Annotated in this window: 21 protein-coding genes and 1 riboswitch; of the genes, 13 read left to right on the top strand and 8 right to left on the bottom strand. The window is 66.8% G+C overall.

From position 1 onward, the window contains the following. Positions 1-98 precede the first annotated feature (98 nt). The 5 genes from hflK (at position 99) to CLM74_RS16040 (ending at position 4,736) form a co-directional block, all read left to right on the top strand. Positions 99-1,235 (top strand): FtsH protease activity modulator HflK, encoded by a 1,137-nt coding sequence (hflK, locus tag CLM74_RS16060; protein ID WP_025877038.1) that lies wholly within the window; start codon positions 99-101, stop codon positions 1,233-1,235. After that, positions 1,232-2,095: a protease modulator HflC gene (locus CLM74_RS16055; RefSeq protein WP_025877040.1), complete on the top strand. Its 864-nt coding sequence runs from the start codon at positions 1,232-1,234 to the stop codon at positions 2,093-2,095. The genes hflK and CLM74_RS16055 overlap by 4 nt, the downstream gene beginning before the upstream one ends. A gap of 67 nt (positions 2,096-2,162) precedes the next feature. Then, positions 2,163-2,348 carry a DUF2065 family protein gene (locus CLM74_RS16050; RefSeq protein WP_025877042.1) on the top strand — a complete coding sequence of 62 codons (186 nt, stop codon included), beginning with the start codon at positions 2,163-2,165 and terminating at the stop codon, positions 2,346-2,348. 294 nt (positions 2,349-2,642) lie between these two features. Further along, entirely contained in the window at positions 2,643-3,935 is a 1,293-nt protein-coding gene (locus CLM74_RS16045; protein WP_025877044.1) for an adenylosuccinate synthase, read from the top strand. Positions 3,936-4,079: 144 nt separating this feature from the next. Then, the gene (locus CLM74_RS16040) at positions 4,080-4,736 is read left to right on the top strand and encodes a hypothetical protein (protein WP_105164498.1); all 657 of its coding nucleotides are present in this window, start codon (positions 4,080-4,082) and stop codon (positions 4,734-4,736) included. A 30-nt stretch (positions 4,737-4,766) separates the two neighbouring features. Here CLM74_RS16040 and CLM74_RS16035 read toward each other — a convergent pair whose 3' ends face one another. Together CLM74_RS16035 and CLM74_RS16030 are read right to left on the bottom strand one after the other, a co-directional pair. Continuing rightward, on the bottom strand, positions 4,767-5,423 hold the full coding sequence (locus CLM74_RS16035) for a M23 family metallopeptidase (RefSeq protein WP_105164497.1): 657 nt from the start codon (positions 5,421-5,423) through the stop codon (positions 4,767-4,769). Positions 5,424-5,427: 4 nt separating this feature from the next. Then, the gene (locus CLM74_RS16030; protein ID WP_105164496.1) at positions 5,428-6,393 is read right to left on the bottom strand and encodes a L,D-transpeptidase family protein; all 966 of its coding nucleotides are present in this window, start codon (positions 6,391-6,393) and stop codon (positions 5,428-5,430) included. 234 nt (positions 6,394-6,627) lie between these two features. Here CLM74_RS16030 and CLM74_RS16025 point away from each other — a divergent pair, with 234 nt between their 5' ends. Next, on the top strand, positions 6,628-8,754 hold the full coding sequence (locus CLM74_RS16025) for a methyl-accepting chemotaxis protein (protein ID WP_105164495.1): 2,127 nt from the start codon (positions 6,628-6,630) through the stop codon (positions 8,752-8,754). A gap of 84 nt (positions 8,755-8,838) precedes the next feature. Here the strand turns inward: CLM74_RS16025 and CLM74_RS16020 are convergent, their stop codons facing one another. Then, positions 8,839-9,129 carry a hypothetical protein gene (locus CLM74_RS16020; protein ID WP_032951973.1) on the bottom strand — a complete coding sequence of 97 codons (291 nt, stop codon included), beginning with the start codon at positions 9,127-9,129 and terminating at the stop codon, positions 8,839-8,841. Between the two features lie 14 nt (positions 9,130-9,143). Further along, complete coding sequence (locus CLM74_RS16015) at positions 9,144-9,683, bottom strand: hypothetical protein (RefSeq protein ID WP_105164494.1); 540 nt, start codon at positions 9,681-9,683, stop codon at positions 9,144-9,146. 138 nt (positions 9,684-9,821) lie between these two features. Here CLM74_RS16015 and CLM74_RS16010 point away from each other — a divergent pair, with 138 nt between their 5' ends. Beyond that, positions 9,822-10,568 (top strand): alpha/beta hydrolase, encoded by a 747-nt coding sequence (locus CLM74_RS16010; protein ID WP_105164493.1) that lies wholly within the window; start codon positions 9,822-9,824, stop codon positions 10,566-10,568. On the opposite strand, the gene CLM74_RS16005 is transcribed toward CLM74_RS16010, so the two are convergent. Both CLM74_RS16005 and CLM74_RS16000 read right to left on the bottom strand, forming a co-directional pair. Continuing rightward, positions 10,565-11,053 carry a hypothetical protein gene (locus CLM74_RS16005; protein ID WP_099785049.1) on the bottom strand — a complete coding sequence of 163 codons (489 nt, stop codon included), beginning with the start codon at positions 11,051-11,053 and terminating at the stop codon, positions 10,565-10,567. The two genes, CLM74_RS16010 and CLM74_RS16005, sit on opposite strands and share 4 nt — an antisense overlap. 21 nt (positions 11,054-11,074) lie before the next feature. Then, positions 11,075-13,171 (bottom strand): catalase, encoded by a 2,097-nt coding sequence (locus CLM74_RS16000; RefSeq protein WP_105164492.1) that lies wholly within the window; start codon positions 13,169-13,171, stop codon positions 11,075-11,077. Positions 13,172-13,289: 118 nt separating this feature from the next. Between CLM74_RS16000 and CLM74_RS15995 the strand changes: the two genes are divergently transcribed. The 3 genes from CLM74_RS15995 to CLM74_RS15985 all read left to right on the top strand — a co-directional run bounded on the left by CLM74_RS15995 (position 13,290) and on the right by CLM74_RS15985 (position 15,980). After that, positions 13,290-14,012, top strand: a complete 723-nt coding sequence (locus CLM74_RS15995) for an AraC family transcriptional regulator (RefSeq protein WP_025877061.1) — start codon at positions 13,290-13,292, stop codon at positions 14,010-14,012. 75 nt (positions 14,013-14,087) lie between these two features. After that, positions 14,088-15,464: an amino acid permease gene (locus tag CLM74_RS15990; RefSeq protein WP_025877063.1), complete on the top strand. Its 1,377-nt coding sequence runs from the start codon at positions 14,088-14,090 to the stop codon at positions 15,462-15,464. 105 nt (positions 15,465-15,569) lie between these two features. Continuing rightward, entirely contained in the window at positions 15,570-15,980 is a 411-nt protein-coding gene (locus CLM74_RS15985) for a VOC family protein (RefSeq protein WP_105164491.1), read from the top strand. Between the two features lie 100 nt (positions 15,981-16,080). Here the strand turns inward: CLM74_RS15985 and gcvP are convergent, their stop codons facing one another. After that, complete coding sequence (gene gcvP / locus CLM74_RS15980) at positions 16,081-18,948, bottom strand: aminomethyl-transferring glycine dehydrogenase (protein ID WP_105164490.1); 2,868 nt, start codon at positions 18,946-18,948, stop codon at positions 16,081-16,083. A gap of 61 nt (positions 18,949-19,009) precedes the next feature. Next, a riboswitch (glycine riboswitch) is annotated at positions 19,010-19,112 on the bottom strand. A gap of 299 nt (positions 19,113-19,411) precedes the next feature. Between gcvP and CLM74_RS15975 the strand changes: the two genes are divergently transcribed. The 3 genes from CLM74_RS15975 (at position 19,412) to CLM74_RS15965 (ending at position 22,146) form a co-directional block, all read left to right on the top strand. After that, positions 19,412-20,638: a multidrug effflux MFS transporter gene (locus CLM74_RS15975; protein WP_105164489.1), complete on the top strand. Its 1,227-nt coding sequence runs from the start codon at positions 19,412-19,414 to the stop codon at positions 20,636-20,638. 141 nt (positions 20,639-20,779) lie between these two features. Further along, on the top strand, positions 20,780-21,676 hold the full coding sequence (locus CLM74_RS15970) for a siderophore-interacting protein (protein WP_105164488.1): 897 nt from the start codon (positions 20,780-20,782) through the stop codon (positions 21,674-21,676). Positions 21,677-21,753: 77 nt separating this feature from the next. Continuing rightward, positions 21,754-22,146, top strand: coding sequence for a hypothetical protein (locus tag CLM74_RS15965; protein ID WP_025877073.1), 393 nt, complete (start codon positions 21,754-21,756; stop codon positions 22,144-22,146). 121 nt (positions 22,147-22,267) lie between these two features. Here the strand turns inward: CLM74_RS15965 and CLM74_RS15960 are convergent, their stop codons facing one another. Beyond that, the gene (locus CLM74_RS15960; RefSeq protein ID WP_032976622.1) at positions 22,268-24,232 is read right to left on the bottom strand and encodes a M2 family metallopeptidase; all 1,965 of its coding nucleotides are present in this window, start codon (positions 24,230-24,232) and stop codon (positions 22,268-22,270) included. Positions 24,233-24,580: the final 348 nt, after the last annotated feature.

Here is a 24,580-nt window from a genome sequence, read left to right as displayed (position 1 = left end):
ATCCTGCCGGTCCGCCCCATCTTGTATGATCGGTAGTGGTTAACGGCTGGCGTTGCGGGAAGGGCCCGCGTCGCAGCCCACATCTTGATGGAGCGTGCATGGCCTGGAATACACCCGGCGGCAACAAGGGCGGACAAGGCCCCGAGGACAATCGACGCGGGCCGTTCGGGTCGCGCGGCGGTGGCAATGGTGGCGGCTGGGGCGGATTGCCCGGACCGCTGAAGGACCTGTTCGACGGCGGCATCCTGCGTTGGGTGGTGGCGGCAGTGGTCCTGCTGGTGCTGTTCTCCAGCTTCCAGCTGATCGGCGAACAGCAGCGTGGCGTGGTGCTGCGCTTCGGCCAGTTCTCGCGCGTCCTGACCCCAGGCCCGAACTTCAAGTTGCCTTGGCCGATCGAATCGGTCACCAAGGTCAACGCCACCGAGATCAAGACCTTCTCGATCCAGGTGCCGGTGCTGACCCGCGATGAGAACATCGTCAATGTCTCGTTGAACGTCCAGTACCGCATCGATGACCCGCAGCAGTATCTGTTCGGCACCGTTGATGCCAACCAGGTGCTGGAACAGTCGGCGCAGAGCGCGGTGCGCGAGGAAGTCGGTCGCGCCGACCTCAACGCCGTATTGAACAACCGTGGCCCGCTGGCCGTGGCCGCCGAAGAGCGCCTGCAGACATTGCTGCGTGCCTTCAAGACCGGTCTGACCGTGACCGGCCTGACCCTGCAGGACGCCCGTCCGCCGGAGGAGGTCAAGCCGGCCTTCGACGAGGTCAACGGTGCCCAGCAGGTCAAGGAGCGCCTGATCAACGAAGCCCAGGCCTATGCGGCCAAGGTCGTGCCTGAAGCGCGCGGCCAGGCCTCGCGTGCCCGTACCACCGCCGAGGGCTACAAGCAGGCCGTGGTGTCCAAGGCCGAGGGTGATGGTCAGCGCTTCAGCCTGCTGCAGGCCCAGTACAAGGACGCACCGGAAGTCACCCGCAAGCGCCTGTGGCTGGAAACGGTGCAGCAGGTGCTGAGCGAGAACCGCAAGGTCATTGGTGGCGATGGCCGCCAGCTGATCTACGTGCCGATGACCGGTGATACCCGTGCCAGCACCTCGGCACCGGCGCCGGTTCCGAACCCCGATGTGGTGATGCCGTCGCTGCCGGGTACCACCGCAGTGGAAGCTTCCCGTGATCCGGGCCGGCCGGTGGGCCGCCCGACCGGGCGTTCGAGCGGCCGTGAGGAGGGCAGCCGATGAGAAATTCAATCTGGATCGCCGTTGTCGTAGCGGTGCTGCTGGGCCTGCTCGGCTCGGTGTACGTGGTCCGTGAGGACCAGACCGCCATGGTCCTGAACCTGGGCAAGGTGGTGCGTTCGGACATCAAGCCGGGCCTGCACTTCAAGCTGCCGGTGGTGGAAACGGTGCGGGTGTTCGACCGCCGCTTCCAGGTGCTGGACACCGCGCCGGCCCGTTACTTCACGGCCGAGCAGAAGGACGTCAGCGTCGACTTCTTCGCCATCGGTTACATCTCCAACGTGGGTGATTACTTCCGTGCCACCGGTGGCGATCCGCGTATCGCCAACGCCCGCCTGGCACCGATCATCACCGACTCGCTGCGTAACCAGATCAACTCGCGCACCCTGCAGCAGCTGGTGTCCGGCGACCGCAGCGAGCTGATCGCCGAGCAGCTGAAGGGCATCAACGAAGCCGTTGCCGGGCTGGGCATGCAGATGATCGACCTGCGCATCAAGCAGGTGGACCTGCCCACCGACAGCCAGGTGATCAATGACGTGTACGAGCGCATGCGCGCCCAGCGCAAGCAGGAAGCCGCCAAACTGCGCGCCGAGGGCGAGGAGCAGTCGCTGACCATCCGCGCCCAGGCCGACCGTGACAGCACCGTGCTGATCGCAGAAGCCGAACGCGATGCCCAGCGCCTGCGTGGTGAAGGCGATGCCGAGGCCGCACGCATCTACGGCAAGGCCGGTTCGGCTGACCCGTCGTTCTACGCGTTCTACCGCAGCCTCGAGGCCTACCGCGGCTCGATGACCGACGGCAACGGCGTGATCGTGCTGGACAAGAACGACCCGTTCCTGCAGTACCTCAAGAACGATCGCTGAGTCCGCACGGCAGTACCTCACGGGGCCCGGCCATACGCCGGGCCTCGTGCTTTTCCGGAGTTCCCCCATGAAAGATCTGTTCGCCGCCGTCTGTCTGGTCGCGGTGCTGGAAGGCCTGTTGCTGTTCGTGGCCCCCGTGGCCTGGAAGCGCATGGCCGAACGCCTGCTGGACCTGCCCAGCCCGGCCCTGCGCAGCTTCGGTGGCCTGGTCCTGCTGGCCGGGTTGAGCCTGCTGTGGTGGGTACGGCACTAGAAGGGTGGTGCCGGCCGCTGGCCGGCAACCTGGGACTGCCGGCCAGCGGCCGGCACTACCGGGGCGGGGTGGCTGACCGGCTGGTGAAGCCGCCCGTCGGAAAGGTGGCACCGGACCCCGGAAACCCGGATAATGCACAAAAGCCGGACGGGCCTCCCCGTTCGGCTTTTTCCGTGTCTGGGCCTTCCATCGCCGGCCGCTCCCCGTTTGGAGCCGCCACCCAAGCGCTGGCCAGCCCCGCTGCGGTTTACCCGTCCGCGGCCCCGATGGCCGCAACAAATAGAGGAACCCGTCATGGGTCAGTCTGTCGTAGTGCTTGGTGCCCAGTGGGGCGATGAAGGCAAGGGCAAGATCGTCGATCTGCTCACTGAGGAAATCGGCGCCGTCGTGCGCTTCCAGGGCGGCCACAATGCCGGCCACACCCTGGTCATCAACGGCAAGAAGACCGTCCTGCACCTGATCCCGTCGGGCATCCTGCGTGACGATGCGCTGTGCCTGATCGGCAACGGCGTGGTGATCTCGCCGGCCGCGCTGCAGAAGGAAATCGCCGAGCTGGAAACCTCCGGCGTGGAAGTGCGTTCGCGCCTGAAGATCTCCCCGGCCGCGCCGCTGATCATGCCGTACCACATCGCCCTGGACCAGGCGCGCGAACGCGCTGCCGGCGGCAAGGCGATCGGCACCACCGGTCGTGGCATCGGCCCGGCCTACGAAGACAAGGTGGCGCGTCGCGGCATCCGCATCGCCGACCTGCATTATCCGAAGCAGCTGGAAGAACTCCTGCGCACCGCGCTGGATTACCACAACTTCGTGCTGACCAAGTACCTGAACACCGACGCGGTCGATTTCCAGAAGACCTTCGACGAGGCGCTGGCCTTCGGCGAGTACGTGCAGCCGATGAAGTCGGACGTTGCCGGCATCCTGCATGACCTGCGCAAGCAGGGTAAGCGCGTGCTGTTCGAAGGTGCGCAGGGCGCGCTGCTGGACATCGACCACGGTACCTACCCGTACGTCACCAGCTCCAACACCACCGTCGGTGGTGCGCTGGCCGGTGCCGGCGTCGGCGCCGATGCGATCGACTACGTGCTGGGCATTGCCAAGGCCTACGCGACCCGCGTTGGCGGCGGCCCGTTCCCGACCGAGCTGGACGATGAAATCGGCCAGGGCATCCGCGACCGCGGCGCCGAATACGGTGCCTCGACCGGCCGCCCGCGTCGCTGCGGCTGGATGGACATCGTCGCGCTGAAGCGCGCCGTGGCCATCAATGGCATCAGCGGCCTGTGCATCACCAAGCTGGACGTGCTGGACGGCATGGAAAAGCTGAAGGTCTGCATCGCCTACGAATACAACGGCAAGCGTACCGAGTACGCGCCGCTGGACGCGCAGGGCTGGGAAGAGTGCACCCCGGTGTACCTGGAGTTCCCGGGCTGGACCGAAAACACCCACGGCATCACCAACTGGGACGACCTGCCGCCGGCCGCACGCGCCTACCTGCGTTCGCTGGAAGAGCTGGCCGGCTGCCCGATCAGCATCGTCTCCACCGGCCCGGACCGCGACCACACCATGGTCCTGCAGGATCCGTTCGCCTGAGCGATGCGGCGATGCCAGACGCTGCCTGGCAACGCTGCCGCACCGGTAGCGCCGGGCCATGCCCGGCGTCGCTGAAAGAAGAAGCCCCGCGAAAGCGGGGCTTTTTCGTTAGTGTGTACGCAATGCCAGCAGGGAAGCGGATCGATGACCGGCGATGTCAGCGCGAAAGGGACGCGGGTGCTGCGGATCACCCTGTGGGTGTTCTGGGGCCTGTGGGCAGTCGCCTGTGTGGTGTTGGCGGTGGGCGCCGTGGCCAACCACCTGGCGTCACGCACGCAGACCCTGCCGCTGGTGCTGAGCCCCGGTGCGAGCGCGGAGATCACGGTCTACCGCTTCATTGATGATCGTCTGCGGTTGCGGCTGCGTTACCCGCCCAACGCCGCCGACCCAACCCTCGACCCCGACGTGCTGATGCGTGTCGACACCCCCAACGAGCATGCGGACTTCCGTGCGGGCGTGCGTTCTGGCCCAGCCGGAACGAATGTTGTGCGCAGGCTGGAAACCGTTGAAACGGCTGTTTTTACCGCCGCGTACTTCGGCTATGGCCGCGGTGATTCATTGCCCCGTGGCCGCTCCTGGCTGCGGGTGACCGTGCTGGAAGTGGAGCCGGCGCTGGCCGGCAGGCCGGCAACGATCGAAGTGCAGCCGCCGTTGGATCTTCTGAAACTGACCGACCTCGATTACCTCTGGCTGTGGCCGTTCTTCTTCTGGAAACTGGCAGCGCTGCTGCTGCTGGTTCCAGGCATCGCACTGGTGATCTTCACCATCGCGCTGCGCAGGCAGCGTCCACGCACTGCCTAGCCGCCACGACCAGACCGTGCGGGTTGCGACTTAATCCCCTCCGTCCCCTTTTTTCAGCAATGGATAGGGATTGATCGACTCGCCCTTCCACCATTGCTTCTCCGGGCCCAGCACGTGCACTTCGAAATGCAGGTGCGGGGCTTCGGGGTTGGCGTTGCCGGTGCTGCCGACGTAACCGATCACATCGCCGCGCTTGATGGTCTGCTTCTCGGCCAGGCCGTCGGCGTAGCGCTGCAGGTGCGCGTAGTAGTAGCACCAGCGGCCGCTGGGTTCGAACTGGTAGACGGTCAGGCCGCCGCGCTCGCTGTCGAACAGCTTCTCGACATGGCCATCGGCCACCGCCAGCACCGGTGTGCCGGCAGCAGCCATGATGTCGATCGCATCGTGCACGCGGCCTTCGCTGCGTGCGTCGGTGAAGGTGTCCTGCAGTTGCGAGGGCGTGATGCCCTGTACCGGCAGCAGCAGGCCGGAGGGTGTGTCGCCCGTTGCTGCTGGGGCGGGCGCAGCGATTGCCGTTGTCGGCTGCTCCACGGGTACGGCACGGGCGCTGTCGGCTGCAGCGGAGGTCTGCGCCACTGCAAGGGGGCGGGCACCCGTGTCATCGGACGGCTCGCCATCACGCTGCAACCACCATCCGGCTGCCACGCCCATCACCAGCCCCAGTACGATCAGTTGCGCTAGTCGCATCGGCTCACTCCTGCATGACGACCGGTACCGACGTATCCACGGCTGCAGCCACGCGCAGCACATCCCAGTTGGTCATGCGCACGCAGCCGTGCGATTCGGTCTTGCCGACATGGCCGGGCACCGGTGTGCCGTGCAGGCCGTAATGGGGTTTGGACAGGTCGATCCAGACCCGGCCGACCGGATTGTTCGGGCCGGGCGGAATCGTGGCCTTGCGATCGCCCTTCCTGGCATCCCAGAACAGCTTCGGGTTGTAGTGGAATGGCGGATCCGGGTAGACGCCGAGGATCTTCCACTCACCGATCGGCAGCGGGTCGTGCTCGCTGCCTGACGATACCGGTACCTGCGCGATCACCTTGCCCTGCGCGTCCAGCAGCTGCAGGGTGGAGTCGGATTTGTCGACCACCAGTTTGGCGGCCTTGGGCAATGCAGCGGGCGCAATGTTGGGCACCTGGATGCGGCTGCCGGCCTTGCTCAGATCCACACCGGGATTGAGCGCCTTCAGCAGCTCCGGTGCGGCATGGAAGCGCTCGCCCAGCGATTCCTCCACGCTGCTGAAGCCCAGTGCCTTCAGCTTGGCCTGGTCGGCGGGCTTTTTGGGAACCGCAACGAACGGACCGGCCACGTCCTCTGCGGTCAGCGTGTAGTTGGCAAGGGGGCCGACCGAGTCGGCCTGCAGGGCCTTCCAGGTGGCGTCGTCCAGTTCGCCGGTGACCGTCAGCCCGTGCGCTGCCTGGAAGCCGGACACCGCGCGGCGTTGATTGCTGCCCACTTCGCCATCGATCTCGCCCGGAGAGAAATTGGCGCGGTCCAGAAGTACCTGGGCGTGCAGGGGCGAGCGCGCCGCCGTGTCAGCGCCGGCCTTTTCGGCGATGGGGGCTGGCAGGCCGGCGGGCGGGGGCGTCTGCGCAAAGGCGGGCGACATCAGCAGCGACAGGGCGAGCAGGGCGGGGCGGCATACGGGCATGGGCATCTCCAGGCAGATCACGCCTCCACCCTGCCCGTAGACGCTGCGCAGCCGCCGTGAAAGAAAACTGATGCCAGCATGAGCAGTGGGGCCGCGCCGCCGGGCCATCGTCCCGCTGCAGAAGCGGGAGGCCGGGTCTCACCAAGGTGAACGGCTTCCGACGCAGTAGAGCGGGAGGCGATCAAGATTCCCGGCTGGCGGGCCGATATGGGCGCATCCCCCCCGTTTTGGATTCACCCCATGAACTACTTGAGGAACGTCAGGGTCGCCTGGCGTCTTGGGCTTGGCTTTGGCCTGTTGTTGCTGCTGGTTGCCGCCGTGGTCGCTACCGGTGCCACCGCCACCATGGTGCAGAAGCGCGCGATGGAGCAGGTGGTCGAGGTCGGCGTAGCCAAGGTGCGGCTGCTGTCGGAGATGCTCGATGCCAACAACCAGATGATGGTCGTGCGCCGCGAGATGCTGATCCGCCAGGGCGAAGACCGTGCCAACGACGAGCAGCGCATCGCCGCTCTGGTCAAGCGCTACGAGGCCAGTTGGACGGCCTACCAGGCCCTGCCCGGCGATGCCGAAGGCAAGGTGATCGGCGAGACCATCGCCGCCAAGCGCGCGCTCGCCCGTCCGCTCAACAAGCAGACCAGCGAACTGATGGAACAGGGCGATTTCCCCGGCGCCGTGGCGCTGACCCTGGGCCCGGTGCAGGAAGCGGCCAATGGCTGGAACAAGGCGCTGGCCGATGGCGTGGCCTATGAAGAAAAGGAAAGCCGCGAGGCCGCTGCCGAGGCGATCCGCCTGGGCGAGCGCAGCCTGCTGCAGCTGCTGGTGCTGGGTGGCGTGGCGCTGCTGGCAGGCATCGCCGCATCGGTGCTGATCGGTCGCAGCATGACCGGCCCGCTGGCGCGTGCAGTGCAGCTGGCCGAGCGCCTGTCCAAGGGTGAACTGGACCAGGAATTCCGCCTGGGTGGCCGTGACGAGCTGACCCAGCTCGGCGAGGCCATGGCCAGCGTGCGCCAGAGCGTGCAGGCCGCCATCGGCGCGCAGCTGCAGATGGCCGAGCAGCATGAAGCCGGCGCGATCCGTTACCGGATGGACGCCAGCGCGTTCCCCGGCGACTTCGGCCGCATGGTGCAGGCCACCAATCACCTGGTCGAATCGCACGTGCAGGTGCAGCTGCTGATGGCCGAGGTGATGCAGCGCTATGCCATCGGCGACCTCAGCCGCGATCTGCCCGAGTACCCGGGTGAGAAGGGCACGCTGACCCGTACCCTGGCGGCGGTGAAGCAGAGCCTGATGGCGATCAACGCGCAGATCGATGAACTGGCCCGTGCCGCGCGCGCTGGCGATTTCAGCGTGCGTGGCGACGCCGCGGCATTCCAGTACCAGTTCCAGGCGATGGTGAACCACCTCAACGGCATGATGGCCAGTTCGCAGGCCAGCATCGCCGATGTCTCCGACGTGCTGCGCGCCATCTCGCATGGCAACCTCACCGCGCGCATGGAGGGCGAGTACGAGGGCGTGTTCGCGCGCATGCGTGACGATGCCAATGCCACCACCACGCAGCTGACCGGTATCGTGCGTGGCATCCAGGTGGCCGCCGACAGCATCAACAACGCGGCACAGGAACTGGCGGCCGGCAACAACGATCTGTCGCGCCGTACCGAACAACAGGCCGCGAATCTGGAAGAGGCTGCCGCCTCGATGGAAGAGCTGACCTCGACCGTGCGCCAGAACGCCGAGCTGGCACGCCAGGCCGACAGCGAAGCGCATGCGGCCGGCGTTGCCGTGCGCGAGACCGAGCAGGCTATGGCGCAGATGGCCACGGTGATGGGCGAGATCGACCAGTCTTCGGCGCGCATTTCGGAAATCTCCACGGTGATCGATGGCATCGCCTTCCAGACCAACATCCTGGCGCTGAACGCTGCAGTGGAAGCGGCGCGTGCCGGCGAACAGGGCCGCGGCTTTGCGGTGGTGGCCAGCGAAGTGCGTACGCTGGCACAGCGTGCCGGTGTCGCTGCCAAGGAGATCAAGGAGTTGATCGAGGACGCCGCTGCCAAGGTGCAGAGTGGTCTGGCCGTGACCGTGGAATCGGAAGCCGCCATTGCCCGCGTGGCCCAGGCGAGCTCGCGTACCACCCAGCTGATGAGCGACATCGCCGCCGCCAGCAAGGAACAGGCGGCCGGCATCGAGCAGGTCAACCAGGTGGTGGTGCAGATGGACCAGGTGACCCAGCAGAACGCTGCGCTGGTGGAAGAGGCGACCGCTGCCAGCCGCGCGCTGGAAGAGCAGGCGCATGCGCTGACCACGTCGGTGTCGGTGTTCCAGCTGGAGCAGGAGGCACGCATGCCCAGCCTGCCTGCACGCGCGGCGTAAGCCAACGACAGCGCGATGTTGGATGGCGCCCTGCATGCGATGACCCGCATGCGGGGCGTCGATGCACGCAACGGTTGAGGGCCGCTAGCGCCCGCGTGCCGAGCGTTCGATCAACCAACCGGCTGCGTACAGCAACAGCAGGGTTGGCGGAACCAGCACCGCATACGCGGTCGACCAGGGCTTGCCGTACAACAGGCTGCCTGCGCCGATGGCATCAAGCGCGGCGGACTGCAGGGTGATGGGGAGTGCCATCAGGATGTAGGTACCCTTCGGGTCGGCGTCTGTCTGCGCGCCGTGGACCAGCCACGCGGTCAACAGCAGGTAGACCACGCACAGCGCAAGGCCTGTCCAGCTCAGCAGTCGTCGCATCTTCATCTGCAGGCCTCCTGTCAACGGACGTCGAAGCGGGCCTGCAGGGGCAGGCTTACATTCCGCAACAGATCCCTGACCACCACCTGTGCGGTCCACGTGCCCTTCGGGTCACCTGCCTCGGCGACGAACTTCAGCTGCACACTGGTCATGTACAGCAGGGTTGGCGGGCCGGGCAGGGCGGCAGTGAAGCAGGGAACATCGCGTTCGTCGACACTGGTACTGCCGTCCGGGCGAAGCATGCGCAGATCGCAGTGCACCTTGGGTACGCGGTTCTCATCCAGTTGCGGGTTGGACAGGAATGTCAGCAGGAACAATTCTCCGCCCAGGTGGACTTCGCTGGCCTCGGTAAAGCTGGGAGTGCTCTCCGGTGGAGTTTCCCACTTGCCCCGCCAGTCGGCGTCAGAGGTGACCAGCAGGGATGCCGCAAAGCCATCGCTGGATTTCATGGCATCGGTCTGCGGCACTGCCTTGCCGTCGCCATTTATCCAGCCATCGCTGGCAAAGGTGGTCAGTGGCAGCATCAGGGCCATCATGGCCAGTGCGTAGGTCCCTCGCATCAACGCTCTCCTTGGTAGCCGCATCCTGCGGCGGAGCCGGCAGTATCGCGCAACCTTGGCCGGCACAGCAGAGGGAGAGCCAGGAAGAGGTTCCTTCGCCTGCCGATCCGGGCGATGCTTGCCAGCAAAGGAGCTGGCATGGGAACGGGACGTGAGGAAAAACAGGGCTGTGATGCCGCGTCGGCCGTGCCGCTGCACGTACTGATGCTGCCAGGCCTGGATGGAACCGGCAGCATGTCGACCCCGTTGCTGTCCGCACTGCAGGCTCATGGGCTGACGACGCAGGCGATCGCGCTGCCTGCGCAGGGCGGGCAGGATTACGCCACGCTTGCCAGATGGCTGTGGCCGCAGCTGCCCCGTCACCCCTTCATCCTGCTTGCCGAGTCCTTCTCGGGGCCGTTGGCGGTCGAGCTGGCCGCGCGCCAGCCCGCAGCGCTGCGCGGACTGGTGCTGGCCGCGACCTTTGCGCGCCGGCCCGTGCCATTGCCGGCAGCCGGCGCGGCACTGCTGTCACCGGCCTGGCCGGTGCCTCCCGTGGCGTTGCTGGCGCGCCTGCTGCTGGGGCGCTGGCGCACCGGTGAACACATGTCGATGCTGCGCGCTGCGTTGGCTCAGATTCCGGCGACCACGTTGCGGCAACGCGCCGCAGCGACCCTGCGGGTGGACGTACGCGCATTGCTGCCGCAGATCGGGGTGCCGACGCTGTGCCTGCAGGCGGGTCATGACCGCCTGCTGTGGCCGCCGAGCGTAGCCGAGCTGCAGACCCTGCTGCCGGACGCGCGGCACGTGGCCCTGGACGGGCCGCATCTGCTGCTGCAGGCCTGTGCCGAACCGGCCGCCGCGGTGGTGGCCGGTTGGGTGAGGGCGCTGCCCGCTACCGGCTAACTGCCGGCGCGGGTGCGTGCGGCCTTCTTCGCCGCGGTCTTGCGTACCGCCTTTTTTGCTGCACGGGTCTTCGCGGCCTTCTTCGCTGCGGTGCTGCGTGAGGCGCTCTTCTGCGTTGCCTTCCCGGCGGCTGCCTTCTTTGCAGGGACCTTCGCAGGGGCCTTCTTCACCGCCTTCTTTGCAGCAGTCTTCCTGGTGGCGGCCTTCTTCGCAGGCGTCTTCTTCGCAGCGGTCTTCTTAGCCACCTTCTTTGCAGTCGCCTTGCTTGCGGAAGCCTTCTTCGCCGTTGTCTTTCTGGCCACCTTCTTCGTTGCCTTGCGCGCGCTGCCGCTGCGCTTGCCACCACCATCCTGCTTGTTCACGGTGGCCCAGGCGATGCGCTCGGCGGTGCCTTCACTGGCACCGCGTTCGCGCTCACTCTCTTCGATATGCTCGGCCTGGCGCTTCTGCTTGTCGGTATAGGCGGATTTGTCACCACGGGGCATGGGGATTCTCCTGTCGGATGGTCAGGCCAGCAGGCGCAGCTTCGGCTCGCGTGCCCACTGGCGGGTGGCGGCAGCGGCGAGGAAGGCCTTGCTGTCTTCGGCCTCCACGGTGCCGGCATCGTTGCCGACGCGCGCTGCCTTCAACAGGGCCTGTGCGCCTTCGTCACTGGCGATGGCTTTCAGGTGCGCCCAGGCATCGCTGACAAAGCCCACGGCTGCCGCTTCCTTGGCCAAGGCCTTGCCGGCGTCGGCACTCAGCACGACCGCCACTGCGTCGAACACCACCGACGGGGTGCCGGCCAGCTGTCCATCGGCGGCCTGCGTTCTGCCGTCGCTGAGTGTGGCACCGCCAATTTTCGGCGCGACCAGCTTGACGCTGGCGCCGGCCTTTTCGGCGGCCTTGCGCAGATTGGCGATCACCCGTGCGTCGGAGCCCTCGTCGAACAGGATGCCGATGCAGCGCCCCTGCAGCAGGGGCTTGTTGCGGCCGATCACGCGGACCTCGGGTGCGGCGGGCAGGTCCTGTGCAGGGGTTGCCGTCGGTGCCGGGGCGGGCAGCGTGCCCAGTGCCAGCCCGTCGGCCACGCGCTTGGCCAGGCCTTCGTCGATGTTGCGCAGATGGCTGACGGTGCGCACGCGCACCTTCTCCGTTTCCACCTTCGACAGCTCGAACACCAGCGCCGAGGCCAGGTGCGCCTGTTCCGGTTTTTCCAGGCTGCGGAAGAACATCCGCGCCTGGCTGTAGTGGTCGGCAAAGCTCTCCGCGCGGGTGCGGCCCTTGCGCCCATCATCGGCGCTGGCGTGGCTGCGGAAACCGGCGGGCGTCTCGCGCGGGCTGTCTTCCTGCAGCGAGCTGGGGTCGTAGGCCACGCGCCCCTTCGGCACCTGCATCTGCATGTGGCCATCGCGCTGATGGTTGGCGAACGGGCACTTCGGTGCGTTGATCGGAATCTGGTTGAAGTTCGGTCCGCCCAGGCGGATCAGCTGGGTATCCAGATAGGAGAACAGCCGCCCCTGCAGCAGCGGGTCATTGCTGAAATCGATGCCCGGCGGCACGTTGGCCGGGCAGAAGGCGACCTGCTCGGTCTCGGCGAAGAAATTGTCCGGCCAGCGGTCCAGCACCATGCGTCCGATCACCTGCAGCGGCACCAGCGACTCGGGGATGATCTTGGTCGGGTCCAGGTGGTCGAACGGGAAGCCATCGGCCTGTTCTTCGGTGAACAGCTGCACGGCCAGCTCCCACTCGGGGAAGTCGCCGCGCTGGATCGCCTCGAACAGGTCGCGGCGGTGGAAATCGTTGTCGGCGGCCTGCAGCTTCAGCGCCTCGTCCCAGACGGTGGACTGCAGCCCCAGTTTCGGCCGCCAGTGGAACTTGACGAAGGTGGAGTTCCCTTCCTCATCCAGCAGGCGGAAGCTGTGGATGCCGAAGCCTTCGATGGTGCGCAGCGAGCGCGGAATCGTGCGGTCGCTCATCGCCCACATGATCATGTGCATCGATTCGGGCATCAGCGAGACGAAATCCCAGAACGTGTCGTGTGCGCTGGCCGCCTGCGGGAAGGCGCGGTCCGGTTCCATCTTCACCGCATGGATCAGGTCGGGGAACTTGATCGCGTCCTGGATGAAGAACACCGGAATGTTGTTGCCGACCAGGTCCCAGTTGCCTTCCCTGGTGTAGAACTTCACCGCGAAGCCGCGCACGTCGCGCGGGGTGTCGACCGAGCCGGCGCCGCCGGCAACCGTGGAGAAGCGGGTGAACACCGGCGTCTTCACCCCGACCTCGGTGAGGATCTTCGCCCGGGTCACCTTGCCCAGCGAGCGGGTCAGTTCGAAGAAGCCGTGGGCGGCCGAACCGCGCGCGTGGACGATGCGCTCGGGAATACGCTCGTGGTCGAAGTGGGTGATCTTCTCGCGCAGCAGGAAGTCTTCCAGCAGGGTGGGTCCACGCGGTCCCTGGCGCAGGGAGTTCTGGTTGTCTGCAACCGGAATGCCCTGGTTGCTGGTCAGTACCGGATGGGCGCCTCCTGCGAGCTGATGCAGTTCATCGCCCTGGCCGCGGCTGTCACGGTCGGCGGAGGTGGTGGCGGGAGCGCGCTTGCCGGTCGGCTTGCTGGCGGCCATGGAGGATCTCCTGGAGCGGGTAGGGGGCAGACCCCAGACAGTGGCGCCGCCGGCGTTAATGCACGGTCCCGTGGGAGTGAACGCGCAGACAAATCGGCGGCTCGGGTATGCTTGCCGCATGCGAGTCGAACCCGCCGACATCGAAGCCCTGTTCGACGCCATTCCGGACGTGCTGTTCTTCATGAAGGACCGCCAGGGCCGCTACACCTACGTCAACCAGACCATGCTGCGACGGCTGGGCCTGCGTGCGCGCAAGGACGTGATCGGACGCACCGCGGCCGAGATCTACCCCACCGGCCTGAGTGCGGACTATGTCGACCAGGACGCACGCGTGCTGTCCGGCGAGGTGATCGAGAACCTCATGGAGCTGCACCTGTTCGCCAACCGCGAACCGGGCTGGTGCCTGACCTGCAAACGCCCGCTGCTGGTGGACGGGCAGGTCGAGGGGCTGATCGGCATTTCCCGCGACCTCGGCCAGAAGGACAGCCTGGGGACCCAGTACGAGCAGCTCCGTCTGGCCTTGGCCCACCTCAATACGCACTACGCCGAGAACGTGCGGATGCAGACGCTGCTGGACATCACCGGGTTCTCGTTGTCCAAGCTGGAGCGCAGCTTCCGCAAGGTGTTCCAGATGACGCCGCAGCAGGTGCTGACCCGGCTGCGGATCCAGATGGCCATGCACCTGCTGCATGGCAACGAGAGCATTGCCTGCATCGGCCAGGCCTGCGGTTTCAGCGACCAGAGCGCGTTCACCCGCAAGTTCAAGGCTGAAACCGGTTTCTCCCCGCGCGCCTACCGCGCCCGTATCGGCGGCAATGTCGGCGAGCCGGTACCGGCCTGAGTTTCCTGCTGCGCTGTGCCTATCCCCGCGGCGGCTGGACACGGTAAGGTGTCGCCCTTGTAGCCGCCGCCAGCCCTGCCGATGCCCGCCACCCCCGATACGACCGCTTCGCCCTCCCGCCTCGGCCATTCGCTCAAGCCACGCCAGCTGATCATGATGGGGCTGGGCAGCGCCATCGGCGCCGGCCTGTTCCTCGGCTCCGGCGTGGGCGTGCAGGCGGCCGGCCCGGCGGTGCTGGTGTCCTACCTGGTGGCCGGTGCGCTGGTGATCATCGTGATGAACGCGCTGGGCGAAATGGCCGCGGCCAAGCCGACCAGCGGTGCGTTCTCGGTGTATGCGGCCGATGCCATGGGCGCCACCGCCGGTGCCACCGTGGGCTGGCTGTGGTGGGTGCAGCTGGTCATCGTGATCGCCGCCGAGGCAGTGGGTGCGGCCGGGTTGCTGGCCACGGTCTGGCCGGTGGTGCCGGTACCGATGGCGGCATTGGCCTTCATGCTGTTCTTCACCGCGATCAACCTGCTCGGGGTGAAGAACTTCGGCGAGTTCGAATTCTGGTTCGCCATCCTCAAGGTGGCGGCGATCCTGGCCTTCATCGCCGTGGGCGTGGCGCTGCTGATGGGCTGGCTGCCGCAGGTGGCCTCGCCGGGCCTGAGCAACTTCACCGAGCATGGTGGCTTCGCACCGAAGGGCCTGGCCGGCATCGGCGCGGCGCTGCTGGTGGTGGTGTTCGCCTTCGGTGGCACCGAAATCGTGGCCGTCGCTGCGGCGGAGACCGAAGACCCCGAGCGCAGCATCGCCCGTGCCATCCGCACCGTGGCCTGGCGCATCCTGGTGTTCTACATCGGTTCGCTGAGCGTGATCATCGCTGTGGTGCCGTGGACCAGCGAAGCGCTGAAGTCGCCGTTTGCCGCGGTTCTCGATGTCGCCAATATTCCGGGCGCGGCCACCGCCATCACCCTGATCGCGGTGATCGCCCTGCTGTCAGCGCTCAATGCCAACCTCTACGGCGCCTCGCGCATGATGTATTCGCTGGCGCAACGCCGCGAAGCACCGGCCGTGCTGGGCTGGACCGATCCGCGCCAGGTGCCGGTGATCGCGGTGCTGGCCAGCGTCCTGTTCGGCTTTGCTGCCACCATCATGGAATTGCTGTTCCCGGACAAGGTGTTGCCGGTGCTGCTGAACATCGTCGGCTCCACCTGCCTGTTGGTGTGGACGTTGTCGCTGGTCTCGCAGCTGGTGCTGCGCCGTCGCGCCGACCGCCTGGGCACGCGCCTGCCGTTCCGCATGGCGGGCTTCCCGTGGCTGACCGTCTGTGCGCTGGCGATCCTGGCGCTGATCTTCGGCCTGCTGCTGAGTGAAGCGCATACGCGCCTGCAGTTCCTGTCGATGGTGGCGCTGACGGCGACCATCGCGGCCAGCAGCGCCATCGCCCGGCGCATGCGCGAGGCGTGATGGGGCCGCCGGGCATGGCCCGGCGCTACCGATACGCCGCGCCCACATTCCGCGTGCCATCCTGATCGGGTGGGCCATCACCGGCCCGACGAACGGGAGCACCGCATGCTGCGCAGCCGTCCCTCCCTGATGTTCACCGGCCAGGCCGAAGCGGCGCTGGCCCTGTACGCCGAAGCCTTCGCCGAATTCCGCCTGCTGGCCCTGCAGCGCCACCAGGACGGGGCGGGCGCGGGCGTGCCTGGGCAGGTCCGCCAGGCCATTTTCCTGCTCGGCGGCACCCACTACCTGTGCTTTGACAGCCTGGATGTGCATGACTTCACCTTCACGCCCTCGATGTCGCTGTTCGTCGAGTGTTCCGGCGCCGAATCATTCGAGCGTGCCGCGCGCGTGCTGGGTGACGGCGGGCACTGGCTGATGCCGGTGGGCGAGCAGGATTTCAGCAGCCGCTACGGCTGGGTGCAGGACCGCTTCGGCGTGTCGTGGCAGTTGAGCCTGGGGCAGATGCCCGACCCGTGATGCGTCCTGCCGCTGCGCTCGCCGGGCATGGCCCGTCGCTACCGGAAAACAAGAACGGCCCGCTCGCGCGGGCCGTTCTCAATTCCAATGCCGCGATGGCTTACGCCTCGACTTCATCATCCTTGTAGGCATCGACCGGGATGCAGGCACACATCACGTTCTTGTCGCCGTACACGTTGTCGACGCGGGCTACCGGCGGCCAGTACTTCTGCAGCTTCAGGCTCGGCAGCGGGAAGGCGGCCAGCTCGCGCGGGTAGGCGTGGGTCCACTCGCTGGCGGTCACGGCCGTGGCCGTGTGCGGGGCGTTCTTCAGCGGGTTGTCCTCGCGGTCCAGGCGGCCGTCTTCGATCGCGGTGATCTCTTCGCGGATCTGGATCATCGCGTCGATGAAGCGGTCCAGCTCGTGCAGCGATTCGCTTTCGGTCGGTTCGACCATCAGCGTGCCGGCCACCGGGAAGCTCAGGGTCGGGGCATGGAAGCCGAAGTCGATCAGGCGCTTGGCCACGTCTTCGGCACCGATGCCGCTGGTCTTCTCCAGCGGACGCACGTCCAGGATGCACTCGTGCGCGACCAGGCCGTTGCGACCGGTGTACAGGGTCTTGAAGTGCGGGGCCAGGCGCTTGGCGATGTAGTTGGCGTTGAGCTGGGCGACCTGGGTGGCCTTGCGCAGGCCTTCGGTGCCCATCATCGCGATGTACATCCAGCTGATCGGCAGGATCGAGGCGCTGCCGAAGCTGGCGGCGCTGACCATGCCGACCGGACCGTTGTCACCCAGCTTGCCCGGCAGGAACGGGGCAAGGTGCGACTTGACCGCACACGGGCCAACGCCCGGGCCGCCGCCGCCGTGCGGGATGCAGAAGGTCTTGTGCAGGTTCAGGTGCGAAACGTCCGAACCCCACTTGCCCGGCTTGGCCACGCCGACCAGGGCGTTCATGTTGGCACCGTCGGTGTACACCTGGCCGCCATGCTTGTGGATGATCTCGCAGATCTCCACCACCTCTTCCTCGAACACGCCGTGCGTGGACGGGTAGGTCATCATGATCGCGGCCAGGCGGTCGCTGTACTTCTCGGCGTTGAGGCGGATGTCTTCGACGTCGACGTTGCCGTTGGCATCGGTCTTGGTGACCACGACCTTCATGCCGCACATCTGCGCCGAGGCCGGGTTGGTGCCATGCGCCGAATCCGGGATCAGGCAGATGTCACGGTGATCTTCGCCACGCGAGCGGTGGTAGGCGCGGATCGCCAGCAGGCCGGCGTACTCGCCCTGCGCACCGGAGTTCGGCTGCAGGCTGACGGCGTCGTAGCCGGTGCACTCGACCAGCATTGCTTCCAGCGAATCGATCAGTTCCTTGTAGCCCAGCGCCTGCTCGGCCGGCACCAGCGGGTGGATCTGCGAGAACTCCGGCCAGGTCACCGGGATCATTTCGGCGGTGGCGTTGAGCTTCATGGTGCACGAGCCCAGCGGGATCATCGTGCGGTCCATCGCCAGGTCCTTGTCGGCCAGCGAACGCAGGTAGCGCAGCAGTTCGTGCTCGCTGTGGTGGGTGTTGAACACCGGGTGGGTCAGGAACGCGGACTGGCGCAGCAGGCCGGCCGGCAGCGCATCGGCGGTGCTGGCATCGAGCGCGTCCACATCAACGGTGGCACCGAACAGCGCGCCTACGGCGACGATGTCGGCGCGGGTGGCGGTCTCGTCCAGGCTGATGCCGACCGAACTGCTGTCGATCGCACGCAGGTTGTAGCCGGCGGCACGGGCCTTGGCATGGATCGCGTCGGCGTCGACACCGGTGATGTGCAGCGTGTCGAAGAAGTCGGCACCGACCTGCACACCGGCAGTGCGCAGCGCGCTGGCCAGGATGGCGGCCAGGCGATGGGTGCGGCGGGCGATGCGGGTCAGGCCTTCCGGGCCGTGGTAGACGGCATACATCGAGGCCATCACCGCCAGCAGCACCTGTGCGGTGCAGATGTTGGAGGTGGCCTTCTCGCGGCGGATGTGCTGTTCGCGGGTCTGCAGGGTCAGGCGGTAGGCCGGGTTGCCCTGTGCGTCGATCGAGACGCCGATCAGGCGGCCCGGCATCGAACGCTTGTAGGCGTCACGGCAGGCCATGAACGCAGCATGCGGGCCACCGAAGCCGAACGGCACGCCGAAACGCTGGCTGTTGCCGACCACGATGTCCGCACCCCATTCGCCCGGGGCGGCCAGCAGGGTCAGTGCCAGCAGGTCGGTGGCCACGGCCACCAGGCCGCCGCGCGCGTGCACGGCATCGACCAGCGCCTTGTAGTCGCCCACCTGGCCGAAGGTGTCCGGGTACTGCAGCAGCAGGCCGAAGGCTTCCGCTTCCAGCGCTTCGGCCGGGGTGCCCACGCGCAGCACGATGCCCATGGGCTCGGCGCGGGTGCGCAGCAGTTCCAGCGTCTGCGGGTGCACGGCGTCGTGCACGAAGAAGGTGTCCGACTTCGACTTGGCCGAGCGCTTGGCCAGGGTCATCGCTTCAGCGGCGGCCGTGGCTTCGTCCAGCAGCGAGGCGTTGGCGATTTCCATGCCGGTCAGGTCGGCGCACAGGGTCTGGAAGTTGATCAGCGCTTCCATGCGGCCCTGCGAGATTTCCGCCTGGTACGGGGTGTAGGCGGTGTACCAGGCCGGGTTTTCCAGGATGTTGCGCAGGATCACGTTCGGCGTGTGGGTACCGTAGTAGCCCTGGCCGATGAAGCTGCGCAGCACGGTGTTCTTGTCGGCGATCGCGCGGATCTTCGCCAGCGCCTGCACTTCGGTGATCGACTCCGGCAGCGCCAGCGGTGCCGGCGACTTGATCTTGGCCGGCACGATGGCATCGGTCATCGCATCCAGCGATGCGTGGCCGATGACGCCGAGCATCTGCGCGATCTCGGCATCGTTGGGGCCGATGTGGCGCTCGACGAACGCCGAATGGTGCTCGAGCTCACGCAGGGAAGGGGTGTTCTGGGACATGGCGAAGGATCCGTCAGGAAAGGGCACACGCACGGGCACAAGCCGCCGGTCGGCGGTCTGCGGGCGCCCCTCTGTCCTTTTGCCTGAGAGTTTAAAAGCGCGGAAAACCGCAGCTTCGTGCCCCTTCGGCGCCGGATCGAACCGGTCTCTCCAGAGTTCTGTTACGGGTGGTATCGGGCCTGAGCGATTACGGGCGTTGCGCCTTCGGCAGCGGTGACCTGCTTCTCCCACCGTGTTGCCCGCCGATTATAGCTCGTTGCCGGCGCCTGACGGTGGCCCGGGCTGGCCTCACGGGGCTGAATGGCCGATGGCCCGGGCGTGCGTTCTGTGCATCCGTGCATGGCATCGCGCGCATTCCCCACCTATGATGGTGGGATTCTCGTATTCATCTGGCGCCGTCCCTGCTGCAGGGGATCGGCGCCCGCCGTGCGTGTCATGCATGGCCCTGCCGGACGCTTGCCCGATGACCGCCGCCGTTGCTCCTTCCACCCGCCGCATGGCCCTGTTGCTCGCTGGCCTGGCCATGTTCGGTCCGTTCTCGATCGACACCATCTTTCCCGCGTTTCCGCAGCTGGCCCAGCGCCTGGCGGTGGACGAGGTGGCGGTGCAGCAGACCATCAGCGTCTACCTGCTGTTCTACGGCCTGATGAGCCTGGCCCATGGCCCGCTGTCCGATGCGTGGGGACGCAAGCGGGTGATCCTCGGCGGCCTGGTGATCTTCGTCGGCGCCTCGGTGGGCTGTGCGTTGTCTACCGACCTGACCACGCTGCTGGCGTTCCGCGCACTGCAGGGCCTGTCCGCCGGCGTGGGCATGATCGTTGGCCGCGCGGTGATCCGCGATCTGTACCACGGCCACGACGCGCAGCGGCTGATGAGCCAGGTGTCGATGTTGTTCGGTATCGCCCCGGCCATCGCGCCGATCATCGGTGGCTGGATCCTGCTCAGCGGTGCCGGCTGGCCGCTGATCTTCTGGTTCCTGGTGGTATTCGCGCTGGTGCTGCTGGCGGCCACCGCGCGCTTCCTGCCGGAAACCCATCCGGTGGAGGCGCGGACCGCCCTGTCGCCACGCACGTTGCTGCGCGATTACGTGCGCATCGGCTTCAATCCGCGGTTCCTGCGCCTGGCCCTGGCCGGCAGCATCGGGTTCGGCGGCATCTTCCTGTACATCTCCTCGGCGCCGGCCATCGTGATGCAGCACCTGCATCTGGGTGAAGGTGGCTTTGCGTGGTTGTTCATTCCCACCATCGGCGGCATGACCACCGGTTCGTTCCTGTCCGGGCGCATGGCCGGGCACAGCACACCGACCCGGCAGGTCGCGCTCGGTTTCACCCTGTGTGCGGTCTCTGCCGTGTTGAACATCGGCTACGTCACCCTGGCGCCGCAGTTCGCGCTGCCGTGGGCGGTGATGCCGATCTTCCTTGGTGGCATGGGCATGGCGCTGATCTTCCCGATCCTGGCGCTGGCGGTGCTGGACATGTATCCGCTGCAGCGCGGCCTGGCGTCGTCGCTGCAGGCGTTCGTGCAGCTGATGATCAGCACCGTGGTGGCCGGCGTGGTATCGCCGCTGCTGCACAACAACCCGCTGCACCTGGCACTGGGACAGGCGGGCTTCTTCGCGGCCGGCTTCGTGTTCTGGTACTGGGAGCACCAGCGCGAGCGCGCATCAGAGGCAGCCGGCACGGCGCATTGAGCGTCGCGCAGGGGTAGGGCGCGTCATCACGCGCGGATCCGTTGCGGCGCTGCGGGCAGGGATTAGGCTGGGGTTTCCAGCGAGCCGGTTCGTGGGTGCACGACAGCCAGCCATTCCGATGTCGTCGCATGAGGTACCCGCATGGCTGCGCAGCAGACCTACCGCCTGTTCGAGGTGGCGCTGAAGGAGCGCCGCGTTCTTTCTCCTTCCCTGGACCGCATGGTGTTCACCGGCGCCGACGTGGCGCACATGAAGACCGAAGGCCCGGACCAGCGAATCAAGGTGTTTTTCCCCTTGCCCGGCCAGGACGCGCCGGACGTGCCCAGCGGCGAAGACTGGTATGCCCGCTACCGGGCACTGCCCGATGAGGCGCGGCCGCCGATGCGCACCTTTACCCTCCGCCAGCTGCGTGCCGGCGAGTGCGAGGTCGACATCGACTTCGTGCTGCATGGCCAGACCGGACCGGCCTCGCGCTGGGCCACGCATGCACGGCCGGGCGACCGCGTGGTGCTGCTGGCCCCCGATGCCGACTGTGCGGACAGCAGCGAGGGCTGGGAATGGAAGCCGCCAGCCGGGGTAGGCCAGGTGCTGCTGGTGGCCGATGAGACCGCATTGCCGGCGGTGGCCGGCATCCTCGAGGAACTGGCCGGGCTGGCCGATCCGCCGCGCACGCTGGCCCTGCTGGAGATCGCCCAGGCCGGTGATGCGGTGCCGTTGAAGGCACCGGCCACGGCCGAACTGGTGTGGTTGCCACGCGGGCAGCAGGCTCATGGGCAGCGGTTGCTGCAGGCAGTACAGGCGCGGCTGGCGGCGGCCGCGACCGTCGCCGAGGCTGCCGAGCTGGACGACATCGACGTTGATGCGCAGATCCTGTGGGAGCAGGCTGACGCCAGCGCGGACGGCGCGCTGTATGCCTGGGTAGCGGGCGAGGCCGGCGCGGTGATGGCGATCCGCCGGCATCTGCTGAAGGACTGCGGCCTGGATCGCCGCGCGATCACCTTCATGGGGTACTGGCGGCAGGGGCGGGTGCTGGACTGAGCCGCTACCGCACCGGCGTGAACCGGCATGCAGGGGGTGTGGGTTATCCTTGCGCCCCCGCAATGCAAGCCCCACTGATGTCGACCTCTTCCAAATCCCGCCGCGACCAGCGCCGTCGCCAGGAACAGCAGGCTGCCAACAAGGCCGCCGCCACCGCCTCGCCCGTCGAGCCGCACGCCGAGCTGCGCGACACGCAGCGCACGCTGCTGGCCGGCATCGTCCGTCGCGATGGCGAATGGGTGCTGGGCATGGATGGCCGCATCGCCGGCCAAAGCGAGAGTGCGGCCCAGGTACTGGCGCTGATCATGCAGGCCGGTGAACTGCACGAACGGCAGGGCACGCCGGTGCGCCTGATCTATTCGGATGCGCTGCGCGATGCGGCGCAGGCCGAAGCCAACGAGAAGGGGCAGACCTTCGAGGAATTCAAGGCCGCGCTGGCCGCGCAGCTGGCGGCGAAGAAGAGCAACTGATCGTCATCGCGGTAGCGCCGGGCCATGCCCGGCGGCTTTTCATTACGCCGCTGCGCTCGCCGGGCATGGCCCGGCGCTACCGAAACGGAAAAGGGCGGATCCTCGCGGATCCGCCCTTTTTTCATTTCGCCGCCGGTGCCGCGTTGGCCTGCCAGCCGCACATCTGGCCTTCGTTCTGCTGCTTCAACCAGGCATTGACCGGGCTGAAGTACTCGATCATCGGGCCGGCATCGAGCTTGTCCGAGCCGGTCAGTTCCTTCAGCGTGGCCTGCCACGGCTGGCTGGCACCCTTGCTCAGCATCGCCCAGTACTTCTGGCCGGCTTCCTTGTTGCCGTAGAAGGTGCACTCGTGCAGCGGGCCCTTGAAGCCGGCGGCATCGCACAGGCCCTTGTAGAACTGGAACTGCAGGATGCGCGCCAGGAAGTAGCGGGTATACGGGGTGTTGCCCGGCACGTGGTACTTGGCACCCGGGTCGAAGAATTCCTCGCCACGGGCGCTGGCCGGGGCCACGCCCTGGTACTTGGCCTTCAGGTCCCACCATGCCTTGTTGTAGTTGTCCGGGGTGATCGAACCATCGAACACGCCCCAGCGCCAGCGGTCGATCATCAGGCCGAACGGCAGGAACGACACACCCGACAGCGCCATGCGCATCTGGTTGTTGATGACCGCTTCGCGGCTCTCGGTCGGCGCGTCGACCAGCCCGATCGAGCTGAGGTACTTCGGCGTCATCGCCAGCACGATGGTGTCGCCGATCGCTTCATGGAAGCCATCGTTGGCACCGCCCTGGAACAGCGGCGGCAGCGGGTTGTAGGCCAGGTCGTAATAGATGTGGCCCAGCTCGTGGTAGATGGTGGTGAAGTTCTCTTCGTTGGGCTTGATGCACATCTTGGTGCGCACATCGCCTTCCATGTTCATGTCCCACGCACTGGCGTGGCAGACCACGTCGCGGTCATCGGGCTTGATGAACTGGGTCTTGTCCCAGTACGACTGCGGCAACGACGGCATGCCCAGCGATACGTAGAAATCCTGTGCACGCTCGGTCATCTGCTTGGCGGTGCGCAGTTCGGCCTCGCGTTGCGCCTTGTACTGCGCGGCTACGTTCGCATCCTTGCCGGCCTTGGCCAGCGCCGCGCTCAGGTTGGTCTGGTACTGCTTTTCCAGCGCTGCAGTGATGTCCAGGCTGCCGGCGCCCGGGTACGGTTCCAGCTGGTCCCACAGGTTGGACCAGTCCTGCTGCCACATGTTGCCCATCAGGTGCGCGGCGATCAGGCCGTTGCCCACCTCGGCCTTGTCCTTGCCATAGGTCTTGTCCAGCTTGCCGCGCGCGTAGCAGTGCAGCTGCTCGTACATCGGCTTGACCTGTTCCCACAGGCGATCGGTTTCCGGTCCGATCTGCTCCGGCGGCATGTCATAGCCACTGCGCCACATCTGCCCGGCATCGGTGAAGCCCATGCCCTTGGCACCTTCATTCACCAGGCCGACGAACTTCTGGTAATCACCGCGCATGCTCTTGGTGGTGCTGTGCCAGCCCTGCCAGGCATCGAGCTGCTGGTCATAGTCGCGGCTGCGCGCCAGCACCTGCTCCAGTTCGCCCAGCTGGCGGCAGGAGTTGGGATCGTTGGCGTCGGTGCAGTACTTGCCTGCGCCGTAGCTGCCTTCCATGCGGGTGGCGATCTGGGTCAGTTCGGCCAGCTTGGCCGGGTCGCGCGGCGCCGGCATCGACGACATCAGCTTCAGCAGGTGGATCGCGCGCTTGCTGTCTTCGCTCATCGGCTTGCCATCGAACTTGCCGGCCTGCTCGATCCAGCTGTTGAGCTGGGTCAGCGAACGCTCGTTGGCCTTGGCCGCGATGCGCTCTGAATCGCTGTTGATGTAGGTGGAGGACAGCCACTGCGCCGAGGTCATCTCCGGGTAGGCCGCCTTGAATTCGGCATTGATGCGGGCCACGAACTGGTCAGCGGTTTCGCCGGCCGCTGCGCTGCTGCTGGCGGTCTCGGTGCCTGGGGCGGCTTCCTTCTTGCAGGCGGCCAGGGCCAGCGTGGCGGCGGCGATTGCCGAGGCCAGCAGGAGATGACGGTGTTTCACGGGCGATCCTTGGGTGGTGAACGACCGCCGAAGGCTAGTGGGCAGGCGTTGCCTCCGCAAGTGGCGGAAGTCGGCCGAGCGGCGCCCGGGGACCGCGACATCGCATGCGCGCTGTCGCTCCCACGCTTCGCTGCGATCAACGTGGGCCCCACTTACCAGCTCCCAGACCCCCGCCGCTTCGCGGCCGCCCCCTGACTCAGGGGGCTCTGCCCCGGACGCAATTCGGTGATGGCAGTAGATCCACGCCATGCGTGGATGAGATCTGTCAGAAATCGAGACTCAAATTCGGATCCGACCCCGTGCCGACCAACGGTCGGCACCCACCAACAGCAGCGGAAATCTGTCGAA

The sequence above is a fragment of the Stenotrophomonas sp. MYb57 genome (assembly GCF_002966815.1).
In the GTDB taxonomy this organism is placed as follows: domain Bacteria; phylum Pseudomonadota; class Gammaproteobacteria; order Xanthomonadales; family Xanthomonadaceae; genus Stenotrophomonas; species Stenotrophomonas indicatrix.
The sequence above is the reverse complement of the archived record's forward strand: the minus strand, read 5'-3'. Positions and strand labels throughout refer to the sequence as shown.